Below are 13,406 nucleotides of genomic sequence, written 5' to 3'. Positions count from 1 at the left end.
CGCCTCGCGGAGTGAGGCCATGAGCACTACCACCGACCGGCAGGACGAGCGCCTGAGGGAGCGCGCAGGGCTGCGCGGCGCGGTCACCGACGTGATCGAGCGCGCTCGCGGCGGCGACCTGGGCGTCATCCCGGTCGTGGTCGGGCTCGTGGTCATCTGGACGGTGCTGCAGGTCCTCAACCCGATCTTCCTGTCCAGCGCGAACCTGGTGAACCTCACGCTCGAGTCCGCCGCCGTCGGCATCATCGCGCTGGGCGTCGTGTGCGTGCTGCTGGTCGGGCAGATCGACCTGTCCGTCGGGTCGGTCAGCGGGCTGTCCGGCGCCGTGCTCGCGGTGTTGTTCGTGAGCGAGGGGTTGCCGGTCTGGCTCGCGATCGCCGCCTCCGTGCTCATGGGCGCGGCCATCGGCTGGTTGTACGGGCAGCTGTTCAACCGGTTCGGGGTGCCGAGCTTCGTGATCACGCTGGCCGGCCTGCTCGGCTTCCTGGGCCTGCAGCTGTACGTGCTGGGCGCCAAGGGATCGATCAACCTGCCGTTCGACTCGGGCCTGGTGAACTTCGCCCAGCTCGACTTCGTACCGGCCTGGCTGTCGTACACGTTCGCGGGGATCGCGGCCGTGTGGTTGTTCGCCAGCGGGTTCCTCCACGCCCAGCAGCGGCGCAGGGCCGGGCTGTCGGCGAGAAGCGTCACCGCGCTGGCCGCCAGGAGCGTGGCGCTGCTCGTGGTGCTGGCGTTCGTGGTCTGGTACCTCGGCCAGACGCGCGGCGTCGGCTGGATGTTCGTCTTCTTCGTCGCGCTGGTGCTGATCATGCACTACCTGCTGTCGCGGACGAAGTGGGGCAGGGCCGTGTACGCCGTCGGCGGCAACGTCGAGGCCGCGCGCCGCGCGGGCATCAACGTCCGGGCGATCTACACCTCCGTGTTCGTGCTCTGTTCGACGTTCGCCGCGGTCGGCGGCATCCTGGCCGCGGCCAGGCTCGCGGCGGCCAACCAGAGCAGCGGCGGCGGCGACGTCAACCTCAACGCCATCGCGGCGGCCGTGATCGGCGGGACGAGCCTGTTCGGCGGGCGCGGCACGGCGTTCGGCGCGCTGCTCGGCGTCATCGTGATCCAGTCCATCTCCAGCGGGCTGACGCTGCTCAACCTGGACTCCTCGATCCGGTTCGTGGTCACCGGGGTCGTGCTGCTGCTGGCGGTGGTCGTCGACTCGGTGTCGCGCCGGTCGAGGACCTCACACGGCAGGGCCTGATGGCGATCATCTGCGTGGACGCGGGGACCACGGTCATCAAGGCGGTCGGCTACGACTCCTCGGGGGCGGAGTCGTACGTCGCCCGGCGGGAGACCACGGTCGCCAGGCCCGCGCCAGGCCACGCCGAGCAGGACATGGACGCCGTCTGGGCCGCGGTCGCCGACACGGTCCGCGAGGTCGCGGCCCGGATGCGCGAGCCGGGCGCCGGTCCGGGTGGCCCGGGTGCGGGCGAGATCGACTTCGTGGCGGTGACGGCGCAGGGCGACGGCTGCTGGCTGGTCGACTCCGGCGGCCGGCCGACCGGGCCGGCGATCCTCTGGAACGACGCCAGGGCCGCCACCACGGTCGACGCCTGGACCCGTTCTGGGCTCGCGGCGGAGGCCTTCCGCCTGAACGGCTCCTCGGCCGCGTCCGGGCTGCCGCACGCCATCCTGACCTGGCTGCGCGCGAACGACCCCGGCCGGCTCGACCGGTCACACGCGAACCTGACCTGCGGCGGGTGGATCTTCTCCCGGATGACCGGGGAGCTGGTGGCCGACGAGTCCGACGCGTCCGCGCCGTTCATGGACCTGCGGGCGCGGGCGTACTCGGACGAACTGCTCGGCATGTTCGGCATGGAATGGGCCGGACGGCTGCTGCCCGGGATCCGTTCCTGCCCGGTCGCCGAGCTGGCGGCGGACGCCGCCGCGACGCTCGGACTGCCCGCCGGCACGCCGGTCGTGATGGCCCCCTACGACATCGCCTCGACGGCCCTGGGCGCGGGCGCGGTGGCGCCTGGACAGGCGTGCGGCATCCTCGGCACCACGCTGTGCACCGAGGTCATCGTCGGCGCCCCCGACCTGGACGGCGACCCGATCGGCATCACGATCGCGCTGCCCGGCGGCTATCTGCGGGCCTTCCCCACGTTCGCCGGCACGGAGGTCGTGCAGTGGACGTGCCGCCTGCTGGGCCTGGACGGCCCGGCCGAGCTGGGCGAGCTGGCCCGGCAGAGCCCACCGGGCGCGGGCGGCCTGACGTTCCTGCCCTACCTGTCGCCCGCCGGCGAGCGGGCACCCTTCTCCGACCCGCTGGCCAGGGGCGCGCTGCACGGCATGTCGTTCGAGCACGGCCGCGAGCACGTCGCCAGGGCCGCGCTGGAAGGGCTCACGATGGTCATCCGCGACTGCCTGGCCGCCACGGGCGCCGCGCCGACGGAACTGCGCGCGAGTGGGGGCGGCTCGGCCAGCGCTACCTGGCTCGCGATGATCGCCGACGTCACCGGGCTGCCCGTACGCCGCCCGGCCGACGCCGAGGTGGGCGCGCGGGGGGCGTACCTGGTGGGGCTGGCCGCCACGGGCGCCGCGCCGTCCGTCGCCGACGCGGCGGCCCGGCACGTACGCCTGCGCGACGCCGTCGAGCCCGACCCCGGGCGCCAGGCCCGCTATGCCCGGCTCTTCGACGACTTCCTGAGCCTCCGGGGCTCCAGCGCCGGCACGTGGCCGCTGCTCGCCGACATGAGGAACCGTCCATGAGCGTAGGGACCGGCACGTGGCCGCCGCTCGCCGACATGAGGGGCCGTACATGAGCGTGTGGATCGGCGTCGACCTCGGGACGCAGAGTGTCCGGGCGATGGCCGTCACCGGCGGCGGCGACGTGCTCGGCGCCGCCGCGCGCCCGCTGACCAGCCACCGTGACGGTCCCCGCCACGAGCAGGACCCCGAGGAGTGGTGGCGGGCGCTGGCCGGCGCCACCCGAGAGGCGCTGCGTGAGGTGCCTCCGGAGCGGGTGGCGGGAGTGGCGGTGGACGCCACCTCTGGAACGATCCTGCTCGCCGACGCCCGCGGCGGGGCGCTGACGCCCGCGCTGATGTACGACGACCGGCGGGCGACGGGCGAGGTCGCGCGGGTCAACGAGGTGGGCGGGCACGTGTGGGAGCGGCTCGGATACCGGCGCATGCAGCCCAACTGGGCGCTGCCGAAGCTGCTGTGGTTGCTGCGCGACGCGCCGCGCGGGGCACGGCCGGCGCACCAGAGCGACTTCGTCAACCGGCGGCTGACCGGCCACGACGTGGCCACCGACCTGAGCAACGCGCTCAAGACCGGCGTCGACCTGATCGAGGAGCGCTGGCCCGCCGACGTGCTCGACGTGCTGGGGGTGCCCGCGGAGATCCTCCCCGAGGTCGTACGGCCGGGCGCCCGGCTGGGCGTGGTGTGCCCCGAGGCCGCCGAGCAGACCGGCATCCCGGCCGGCACGCCGGTGGTCGCCGGGACCACCGACGGCTGCGCGGCCCAGCTCGGCGCGGGAGCGCAGCGGGCCGGCAGCTGGAACTCCGTGCTGGGCACCACCCTGGTGCTGAAGGGCGTGACGGAGGAGCTGATCCACGACCCGCTCGGCGTCGTCTACTCGCACCGCGCGCCGGACGGCTCGTGGTTGCCCGGCGGGGCGTCGAGCACGGGAGCGGGCGTGCTGACCCGCGACCTCCCCGGGCGCGACCTCGACGCGCTCAGCGCCCAGGCCGCCGCCCGGTTCGGCGCACGTCCGGGACCGTCCGGCGGCGCGGGGCCGGGGGCGATCACGTACCCGCTGGTCTCCCGGGGGGAACGGTTCCCCTTCGCCGCGCCCGACGCGGAGTCGTTCACGCTCGGCGACCCGGCCGACGACGTCGACCGCTACGCGGCGATCCTGCTCGGCGCGGCCTTCGTCGAACGGCTCTCCTTCGACTACCTCGACCTGCTCGGCGCCCCCGTGGACGGCGAGATCATCCTGACCGGCGGCGCCACCAGGAGCGCGTACTGGACCCGGCTCAGGGCCGACGTCCTCGGCCGCCCGGTGACGTTGCGGGAGAACGCCGAACCCGCGCTCGGCATGGCCGTGCTCGCGGCCGGCAGCGCCACGGGCGAGCTGGACGGAGAGCACGCCGGGATGATCAGGACACGGGCCGTGGTCGAGCCGTCAGGGGCCGACCTGCGCGAGCCGTACCTGCGTTTCGTCGCCGAGCTGGAACGCCGCGGCTGGCTCGGCGAGGCCGCCGCACGACACGCCCGCGAAAGGACCGCCCGATGACCGACCTCGTGCTCGTACGCCACGGCGAGACCGTCTGGCACGCCGAGAACCGCTACGCCGGGCTCACCGACATCGAGCTGACCCCGCGCGGCCACGAGCAGGCCGCCCGGCTCGCCGGATGGGCCGCGACCGCGGGGCTCGAGGGCGTGTGGGCCTCGACGCTGAGCCGGGCCCGCATCACCGCCGAGGCCGGCGCCGCGGCGGCGAAGGTGGCGACGCGCGTGGACGCCAGGCTGCGCGAGCTGGACTTCGGCCAGGGCGAGGGCCTGACGTCGGCGGAGATGGCGGCCCGCTTCCCCGAGGCCCGCGCCGCCTTCGAGGCCGACCCCGCGGAGCATCCGCTGCCGGGAGGCGAGGACCCGCGGCAGGCCGCCGAGCGTTTCGTCGCCGCGCTGCACGACATCGCCGCCGCGCACCACGGCGGGCGCGTGCTGGTGGTCGCGCACACCACCGCCCTCAGGCTCGCCCTGTGCCACCTCATCGGGGTGCCGCTCGGCGAATACCGGCGGCTGTTCCCCCGTCTGGACAACTGCGCGCTGACCGAGTTGCGGCTGAACGCGGGACGGCCGGCGCTGCTGCAGTACAACTCCCCGATTGGAGCCGTTCGTTGACCATCCGAGTCCTTGCCGCAGGCGACCACTTCGTCCAGAACCGCCTGCTCATCGACGCGCTCAGACGGGAGGTCCCCGGCGAGGTGGACGTCCGTGAGCTGACGTTGCCGTGGCCGGTGGAGCCGTTCGGCCGGGTGGGCGAGGTCGACGAGGCCTCCGACGTGGAGGACGCGCTGATCGAGGCGCTGAGCGGCGTCGAGGTGTGCGTGACCCAGATGGCCCCGCTGACCAGGCGCGTCCTCGACGCCTCGCCCGATCTGCGGCTGTTCTGCGTGAGCAGGGGCGGTCCTGTGAACGCCAACCTGGAGGCGGCCGCGCGGGCGGGCGTGGCCGTGACGTACGCGCCGGGCCGCAACGCCGTGGCCACCGCCGAGCACACGCTCGCCATGTTGCTCGCCGCCACCCGCAGGATCCCGCAGACGCACGCCGACCTGGCCGGCGGCGTGTGGCGGGGCGACTACTACACCTACGACAGCGTGGGCCCCGAACTGGAGGGCGGCACGGCCGGCCTGATCGGGTACGGCGCCATCGGCAGCCGCGTGGCCCGCATGCTCGCGGGCTTCGGCGCGCAGGTCCTGGTCCACGACCCGTACGTCGACGTGCCCGGCAAGGTGAAGCTCCCCGAGCTGCTCGAACGCTCCCGCTTCGTCTCCCTGCACGCCCGCGCCACCCCCGAGACCACCGGCATGATCGGCGCGGCCGAGATCGCCGCGATGCCGCGGGGATCGGTCCTGGTCAACTGCGCGCGCGGCGCGCTGCTCGACTACGACGCGCTGTGCGACGCGCTGGAGTCGGGGCACCTGTTCGGCGCCGCCATGGACGTCTTCCCCGAGGAGCCGATCCCGCCGGGCTCGCGCCTGCTCACCGCGCCGAACCTGGTGATGACCCCGCACCTGGCCGGGGCCAGCAAGGAGACGGCGATGAAGGCGGCCTCGATCGTGGCCGCGGACGTGGCCCGCTACGTGCGCGGCGAGCCACTGGCCCACCTGGCCACCTTGAGGGCCACTCCTTGAGGGCTACCCCTTGAGCGCTCCCGCCATGAGCCCGCGCATGAAGAACCGGCCGAGCAGGATGTAGATCAGCATCGTCGGGATGGACGAGAGGACGGCCGCCGCCATCTGCTGGCTGTACGGGGTGGCCTGGGCGCCCGCGATGTTGTTCAGCATGACGGTCGCCGGCCAGCTCGTCGGCCCGGTCAGGAACACGGCGAACAGGAAGTCGTTCCAGAGCGAGGTGAACTGCCAGATGACGACCACCGCGATCGCGGGCGCCGACACCGGCAGCACCACCGACCAGTACGTCCGCAGCATGCCCGCGCCGTCCACCCGCGACGCCTCGATGAGCTCGTCGGGGATCGTGACGTAGTAGTTGCGGAAGATCAGCGTGCAGATCGGGATGCCGTAGACGACGTGGGCCAGCACCAGCCCGGGGATGCCGCCGTAGAAGACGCCCTGCAGCCCGGTCAGGTCGTTGAGCCCGACGAGCAGCTGCACCAGCGGGATCATCACACCCTGGTACGGGATGAACATGCCGAACAGGAACAGGGTGAACAGCACGTCCGCGCCGGGGAAGCGCCACTTGGACAACACGTAGCCGTTCATGGAGCCCAGCGCGCACGACAGCAGCGAGCCGGGCACGGCCAGCAGCACGCTGTTCCACAACCCCGGGGCGAGCTTGTCCCAGGCCACCTGCCACGCCTCGGTCGTCCACGTCTGCGGCAGGTTCCAGGCCTGGCTGGGGTCCGCCTCGGTGAGCGGCTTGAAGCTGGTGACCAGCAGGACGTAGATCGGGATGAGGAAGATCACCACGAAGGCGAGCAGCACGCCGAACCGCGTCCAGGCGAACGCCGTGCTCCTCCGCCCGGCACTCACCGCTGTCATGGGCGCCTCTCCTTACGCACGGACCAGATCAGGTACGGGATCACGAAGATCGCCACGCTGAGGACGATGTAGGAGGCGATCGTGGCCCCCTTCGCGGGATCGTGGGAGTCGAAGACCGCCACCCACATGAACACCGCGGGCACGTCGGTGATGATCTGCTTGCCCGACACCGCGACGATCAGGTCGAAGACCTTGAGCGAGATGTGCCCCAGGATGATCAGCGCGGACAGGGTCACCGGCCTGAGCAGGGGCAGCACGACGTGCCGGTAGACGCCCCACTCGGTGCAGCCGTCGACGCGGGCCGCCTCGCGCAGTTCCTCGGGCACACCGCGGAAACCGGCCAGGAACAACGCCATGACATATCCGGACATCTGCCAGATGGCCGGCAGCGCCATCGCCGCCATGCCCCAGTCCGGATCCCGGAACCACTGCCACTGCGGCAACCCGATCGCGTCGAACAACCGGTTGAGCCCCACCGCCCGTTCGTCCGTCCCCGAGTTCATCAGCCACCGCCACACGATCCCGGTCGCGACGAACGAGATGGCCATCGGGAACAGGTAGATCGCCCGGAACGTCCCCTCGCCCCTGATGCCCTTCTCCATGAGGAACGCCAGCAGCCACCCGAGCACCAGCGCCCCGAGCACGAACACGACCGTGAACACGATCGCGTGCCGGACCGACAGATGCCATCGGGCCTGGTCCCAGATGTCGATGAAGTTCTGCAGCCCCACGAACTCGCCCTCGGACACCTCATCGTGCTTGTCCGTCATGGCCAGCCGGAAGTTCCAGCCGAGCATGCCGTACACGAAGACGCCGATCAGGATGATCGACGGCGTGACGAGGAGGAGCCCGGGCAGCCACGTGCGTGCCCGCCTCACAAGCAATCCCTCCCACGGACGCGGCAGGCCGCCGAGTGCGGCCTGCCGGGCCCGTCGCTTGGTTCTCCTACCGGCTCATCTCCGGGCTCATCTCCGGGCTCATCTCCGGGCCCGGTTACTGCGCGTTGGCCGTGGCAGCGTCGGCCAGCCCCTGCTGCAGGGCCTTGACGTCCTTGGTGCCGAGGAACAGGCCGACCTGCTCGTTGATCGCGGCCAGCCACGGCTGGTTCACCGCCACACCGTGCTGGACCGACCCGGCCAGCTTGTTGCTCGACCAGTCCTTCAGCGCGTCGGCCAGGTAGTCGGTGTAGAGCGACTCGTCGGCGTCCTTGCGCGCGGGGATGGAGCCCTTCAAGGGGTTGAAGGCGTCCTGGCCCTCCTTGCTGGCCGCGACCTTCAGCCAGGCCAGCGCCCCGTCACGGTTCTTCGCGCCCTTGGGCAGGGTGAAGCTGTCGGACAACCACAGGTACGTGCCCTCGGTGCCGGGCGCGGGCGCCCAGTCGAAGTCGGTCTTCGACTTCTTGCCCAGGCCGCCCTCCGGGGGGTTGTGGAAGTAGCCGTAGGCCCAGTCGCCCATGATGTTGAAGGCGGCCTCGCCGTCGGCGACCTGCTTGGCCGCGGGCTGCCAGTCGTCCTGCGGGTCGCCCGCGTACTCCATGATCTTGGCGAAGTTCTGCAGGGCCGTGGTCACCTGCGGGCTGTTCCAGTCGGCGCCCGGCTTGAACAGGGCGTTGTAGGCGTCGGTGCCCAGCGAGCCGAGCAGCACGCTCTCCAGCAGGTGGGTGACGGTCCACTCGGAGCCGATCGACAGCGGGATCTTGCCCTTGGCCTTGACCTTCTCCAGGGCCGCGACGAATTCCTCGATCGTCTTGGGCGCCCCGGCCACCCCGGCCTCCTTGAGCACCGCCGGGTTGAACCACAGGACGTTGGACCGGTGGATGTTCACCGGCACCGAGTAGATCTTGCCCTCCACGCTGATCTGCTCGACGAGCTGGGCGGGGAAGACCTCCTTGAGCTTCAGCTCGTCGTAGAGCGAGGTCAGGTCCTCCAGGTTGCCGGCCTTGATGTAGCCCTGCAGCTCGGCGCCCGCGTGGCCCTGGAAAGTGTCAGGAGGGGTGCTCGCCTGGAGCTTCGACTGCAGCAGGGCCTTGGCCTTGTCGCCGGAGCCACCCGCCACCGCCGCGTCGAAGAAGGTATATGTCGGGTTTTTCTCCTCGAAGATCTTCCGCATCGCGGCGAGGCCGTCGGCCTCACCCGGACCCGTCCACCAGGAGAAGACCTCAACCTGCTGTTTCCCGCCGCTGTCGGCGGAGGGCGACTGTGCCGTCTGCTCGCCGCCACCGCCGCAGGCCGTCAGGCCCAGCACGCTCACCATCGTGATCGAGGCGGCCACCAACCACCGTCGCATCGCACACCATCCCTTCGAAGCCCCCCGAAGCAGGTGATCCTTGACAACGTTGTCAACAACGGCTATCAACCCACTTTCCCCGCCACGCCGTCAAGGGAGAGCGGGTAACAGGTCCGCATATCTGGCTCAGGCGCGCCTCAGCACGCCATCGGGACCCGACACCACCGTGACGCTGAGACCATGGCCGCCTGCCGGGGCGTCGCCGTGCGCGGCGACCACCGTCGCCCCCTTCGACACGCCCAGCGCGATCAGGGCCGGCAGGTCGCAACCGCCGCCGGGAGCCCACGTGGCCAGCACCACGTCCGACTCGGTCAGGCGTACGGGCCGGTCGAGCTCGGCCATCCTGGCCAGCAGGTCCGCGTGCGACAACCGTCTGCCGCCGGCAGGCAGGAGCGCGGTCTGGCGCCTGGCGTTGAGCACGGGCAGCGCGGTCGGCGCGAGCGCGACCAGCTCGCTGAAGTCGATCGTGTCGAGCGCCGCGCCCAGCGAGACGATCTGCCGCACCCGGGAGCGCTCGGCCGCGCGCACCGCCGTCGCCGCCAGGTCCGGCGTGGTGACCAGGGTGCGCGCGTCGCACTCCCGCAACCACGCGGCCAGTTCGTACGCCCCGAGCGCGGGATCGATGGGCGCCGCCACCCCACCCGCGGCCAGCACCGTGTGCACGGCCAGCGTCTGCGCGCCCGCCGTCGAGACGTGCACGCCCACCACCTGATCGCGCCGCGCGCCCCTGCACACCAGGCCTGAAGCCGCCCTGGTCACCTCGGTCACCAGCTCGCGGTAGCCGTAGACGCGACCGCCCCGCACGTCGACGAGCGCCGGCCGGTCACCACGCACGTAGGCCAGCCGGAAGACCTCGTGGATCACGGTGCCGGTCGTCGAGACCGAGGGCTTCATGGTGGACAACGTACGACCGCCCGAACCGGCCCGGCATCCGCCGATGTATGTAGGCCGATGTGCATTATTCGGGCGGGCCCGAGCCCTGCGCGGCTCGAGCCCGCGGTCACGCGCCCCACGACCGGACCGCCACCCCTCCGAGGAGGCCCGGCCGCCACGGACACGTGACGACCGCACGCGAGGCAAGCCCCGCGTTCGAACGGTAAGCCCTTAGGGCACCCCCGCACATGCTCTGACATGGCCATTCGACGATGTAGACGCCCGGCGCGGCCATGTGTAGAAGCTCAACGGCCGCCGATCATCCATGCCGCGATCTGTGTACGCGTGGAGAAGCCAAGCTTCGACAGGATGTTCGCCACGTGGCGGGCGGCGGTCGCCGGGCTGATGACCAGCTCGTCGGCGATCGCCCGGTTGCTGAGCCCTCGCGCGACCAGCTCGGCGATCTCGCGTTCCCTGGCCGTGAGCCTGCTCTCCTGGACGACCGGGACGAACATCGCCGCCGGCGGGTCGGGCCGCGTGCCGTCGAGCGCGCAGGACACCGCCTGGTCGGCCGTCATCTTCGCGCCCTCGGCCCAGAGCACGGCAACCGTCTCGTCGCCGAGGAGCGCCCGCGCGGGGCGCAGGACGTTCTCGGTGCGCGCGCCGGGCTGGCGGCCGCGCAACGCCACGGAGGCCGCGATCAGCAGCACTCCGAGCCGGTGGTCGCCCTCTGCCGTGACCAGGCTCGCCCACGCCTCCAGCCGTCGGGCGATGCCGCAGCTCAGCCCGGCGTCGCGGCTGAGCACCAGCGCCTCGCTGAGCATGGCCCTGGCCGTCGTCAGGTCTCCCTGGTCGAGCGCCACACCGCCGAGCCCGGCCAGGCCGCTCACCTTCTGCTGCCTGGCGTCGATGTGCCCGATGAGGTTCAGCGCCGACTCGTAGTGCCGCTTGGCCACGGCGAGGTCGCCCGTCTCCCTGGCCACCTGCCCGAGGCCGATGTGGCCGGACGAGCGCCCGACGTGGTTGTCGAGCTCCTCGTTGATCGCCAGGACCTCGCCGTACGCGCGCCGCGCCTCGCGCAGCCGGCCCTGCCGCAGGGCCGAGGCCGCCCTTGCGCTGTGGGCCAGCGACTCCAGGACGCGGTCGCCGCACTGCCTGGCCGCATCCAGCGCCCGGACCGGCATGTCCTGGTCGCCGGTCAGCCAGGCCAGCACGATCAGGCCGGCGGCCACGCCGTACGTGTCGTGGACGGTCGCGCACGCGGCCAGCCCGGCGCGGACCCATCGCAGGCCGGACTCCCTGTCACCCGCCGTCAGGGCCAGCTCGCCGCGCAGGATCGTGGCCTGCCCGCGCAGCGCGGGCGGCACCCGCGGGGCGTCGAGAGCCAGCAGCCGGTCGAGCCGCTCGGCCACGTCGAGCTTGCGCCCGCAGCCGGTCAGCAGGAAGCGCACGTCGGTCAGCATGGTGAGCGCGGCCTCCGGCGCCCCGGTGGAGACCGACCAGTCGCAGGCCGCGGCGACCTCGGCCTTGAGCCCGTCGAACAGGTTGATGTAACGCTCCACCGACGGCCACGACATGCGCCGCTCCGGCGCCACCGCCCTCCTGAACCCGGCCGCCATCCCGGCCAGCGCCATCAAGTGGCGGTGCCGCAGCTCGGCCTCCTCCTCCGACTCGGCGAGTTGTTCGAGCGCGTATTCGCGAACCGTCTCCAGCAGCCGGTAGCGCGCCTGCCCGGCGATCTCGCCGTCGAGCGCCACCAGCGACTTGTCGACCAGGTCGCACAGCCTGGGCAGCACCTCCTCCTCGGGCAGGCCGGGGCAGGAACAGACGCGTTCGGCCAGGTCGAGCGTCCACCCGGAGCGGAAAACGGTGGTGCGGCGCAGCAGCACCCGTTCCTGCGGGCTGAGCAGCCGGTAGCTCCAGTCGACCGCCGCCCTGAGCGTCCTGTGCCGGGCGGGAGCCGTCCGCGGGCCGCCCGCCAGGAGCCGGAACCGGTCGTCGACCCGCTCCACGAGCTGGCGTACGGACAGCACCCTGACCATGGCGGCGGCCAGCTCGATCGCCAGCGGCAGCCCGTCGAGGGCCCGGCACAACGTCACGACCTGCGGCAATGTGTCGGCGGTCAGCTCGAAGCCGGGCCTGGCGGCGGCCGCCCTGGCCGCGAACAGCCGTACGGCCTCGCTGCCCTCGCCGTCGATCGACAGCGGCGGCACCCGCCAGACCGTCTCCCCAGGGACGCGCAGCGGCTCCCTGCTGGTGGCCAGGATGGTGAGCCCGGGACATGAGCCGAGCAGGTCGCGGCAGAGCTCGGCGCACTCGCCGATCACGGGCTCGCAGTTGTCGAGCAGCAGCAGCACACGCCGGCCGCCGATCAGCGTGCCGGGGTCGCCCGCGAGGCCCAGCGACGCCGCTACGTGCGCTCTGACCTCGCCCTCTCCCAGGTCGGCCAGCTCGACCAGGCGCACACCGCACGCGTGGAGAGGGGCCACCCGCGCCGCGAGCCGCAGGGCCAGCCGGGTCTTGCCGATCCCGCCCGCCCCGCACAGCGTCACCGCCCGCGAAACGCGCATCAGCTGGACAAGCTCGTCCACATCGGATTCCCGGCCCACGAACGTGTTGGGCTCGGCCGGCAGGTTGGTGAGGTCACCGAATCGCAGCATCACTGTGAGTGTGTCACCAACTACGTCCCGCGCCCACAGCCAACTTCATGAGAAGTATGGATGCCCGCGGGCACAATCTTGACTATGGCCGATGAGCCGCTGGAACTCGGGGAGATCTCTTTCTCCGACTGGCACGCCCACACCGACAAGATGGCGCAGGTCGGCTTCCTGACCATCGCCAGGCGCCTGCCCTCCCTCGTGGCCGAGGCGCTGCGCATGGCCTGGCGGGCCAGCCCCCGCGACACCGTGGCGACCGTCACGCTCAACCTGCTGGGCGGCGTCTTCACCGCGTTCGGCCTGCTGGCCACGACCGGCGTGCTGACGGCACTGTTCAGCGAGGGTCCGACCCCCGACCGCGTGATGGCCGCGCTGCCCGGCCTCGTCCTCGTCGGCACGGCGGCCGTGCTGCGCACGACGACGCAGGCTGGGGCTGGCTGGGCCCAGTCGCGCCTGAACCCCCAGGTCAGCCGCCTGACCGAGGAGCGGCTCTACGGCCTGACCAGCCGGGTCGACCTGGTGGCCTACGACGACCCCGACTTTCACGACGCCCTGCAGCGGGCCAGGCTGCGCGGCGTGGCCATGACCGACGCGGTGGTGTCCTCGGCCATCAACGTGGTGACGGCCGCCGTCGGCATCGCCGCCGTGGCGGGTGTGCTGGGCGTGCTGCACCCGGTGTTACTGCCGCTCCTGCTGCTCGCCGTGGTGCCCGACGCCTGGGCCGCGGTGCGCAGCGCCAGGATGCGGTACAGCACCCTCTACTCCCTCATCCCCGCCGCCCGCCGCAAGTGGATCATCGCCGAGCTGC

Annotated in this window: 10 protein-coding genes and 1 pseudogene; 6 read left to right on the top strand and 5 right to left on the bottom strand. The window is 72.2% G+C overall.

Going from position 1 to position 13,406, the window contains the following annotated elements; translation table 11 throughout:
- Positions 1-19: 19 nt before the first annotated feature.
- From ABGB01_RS44240 to ABGB01_RS44220, 5 genes are read left to right on the top strand one after another with little or no spacing between them, the layout of a single operon-like run.
- On the top strand, positions 20-1,249 hold the full coding sequence (locus ABGB01_RS44240) for a sugar ABC transporter permease (RefSeq protein WP_347780199.1): 1,230 nt from the start codon (positions 20-22) through the stop codon (positions 1,247-1,249).
- Complete coding sequence (locus tag ABGB01_RS44235; protein ID WP_347780197.1) at positions 1,249-2,760, top strand: FGGY-family carbohydrate kinase; 1,512 nt, start codon at positions 1,249-1,251, stop codon at positions 2,758-2,760. The genes ABGB01_RS44240 and ABGB01_RS44235 overlap by 1 nt, the downstream gene beginning before the upstream one ends.
- Before the next feature lie 49 nt (positions 2,761-2,809).
- The gene (locus ABGB01_RS44230; RefSeq protein ID WP_347780195.1) at positions 2,810-4,291 is read left to right on the top strand and encodes an FGGY family carbohydrate kinase; all 1,482 of its coding nucleotides are present in this window, start codon (positions 2,810-2,812) and stop codon (positions 4,289-4,291) included.
- Complete coding sequence (locus tag ABGB01_RS44225; RefSeq protein ID WP_347780193.1) at positions 4,288-4,902, top strand: histidine phosphatase family protein; 615 nt, start codon at positions 4,288-4,290, stop codon at positions 4,900-4,902. The genes ABGB01_RS44230 and ABGB01_RS44225 overlap by 4 nt, the downstream gene beginning before the upstream one ends.
- Positions 4,899-5,915, top strand: a complete 1,017-nt coding sequence (locus ABGB01_RS44220; protein WP_347780192.1) for a 2-hydroxyacid dehydrogenase — start codon at positions 4,899-4,901, stop codon at positions 5,913-5,915. The genes ABGB01_RS44225 and ABGB01_RS44220 overlap by 4 nt, the downstream gene beginning before the upstream one ends.
- Positions 5,916-5,918: 3 nt before the next feature.
- Here the strand turns inward: ABGB01_RS44220 and ABGB01_RS44215 are convergent, their stop codons facing one another.
- The 5 genes from ABGB01_RS44215 to ABGB01_RS44195 all read right to left on the bottom strand — a co-directional run bounded on the left by ABGB01_RS44215 (position 5,919) and on the right by ABGB01_RS44195 (position 12,601).
- Positions 5,919-6,782, bottom strand: coding sequence for a carbohydrate ABC transporter permease (locus tag ABGB01_RS44215; protein ID WP_347780191.1), 864 nt, complete (start codon positions 6,780-6,782; stop codon positions 5,919-5,921).
- A complete protein-coding gene (locus ABGB01_RS44210; RefSeq protein ID WP_347780189.1) occupies positions 6,779-7,660 on the bottom strand; it encodes a sugar ABC transporter permease in 882 nt (293 codons plus the stop codon). Before ABGB01_RS44210 ends, ABGB01_RS44215 begins: the two co-directional genes overlap by 4 nt.
- A 115-nt stretch (positions 7,661-7,775) precedes the next feature.
- A complete protein-coding gene (locus ABGB01_RS44205) occupies positions 7,776-9,068 on the bottom strand; it encodes an ABC transporter substrate-binding protein (RefSeq protein WP_347780187.1) in 1,293 nt (430 codons plus the stop codon).
- Between the two features lie 126 nt (positions 9,069-9,194).
- A complete protein-coding gene (locus ABGB01_RS44200; RefSeq protein ID WP_347780185.1) occupies positions 9,195-9,962 on the bottom strand; it encodes an AMP-binding protein in 768 nt (255 codons plus the stop codon).
- 284 nt (positions 9,963-10,246) lie between these two features.
- Positions 10,247-12,601, bottom strand: a complete 2,355-nt coding sequence (locus ABGB01_RS44195) for a LuxR C-terminal-related transcriptional regulator (RefSeq protein WP_347780183.1) — start codon at positions 12,599-12,601, stop codon at positions 10,247-10,249.
- Positions 12,602-12,685: 84 nt separating this feature from the next.
- On the opposite strand from ABGB01_RS44195, the pseudogene ABGB01_RS44190 reads away from it, so the two are divergent.
- Positions 12,686-13,406, top strand: a pseudogene (locus tag ABGB01_RS44190) (ABC transporter ATP-binding protein); the annotation flags it as partial.

It is taken from the genome of Nonomuraea sp. B5E05 (genome assembly GCF_039880665.1).
Lineage (GTDB): Bacteria > Actinomycetota > Actinomycetes > Streptosporangiales > Streptosporangiaceae > Nonomuraea.
Note: the sequence above shows the minus strand (reverse complement) of the source record. Positions and strands in the feature narration are given on the sequence as shown.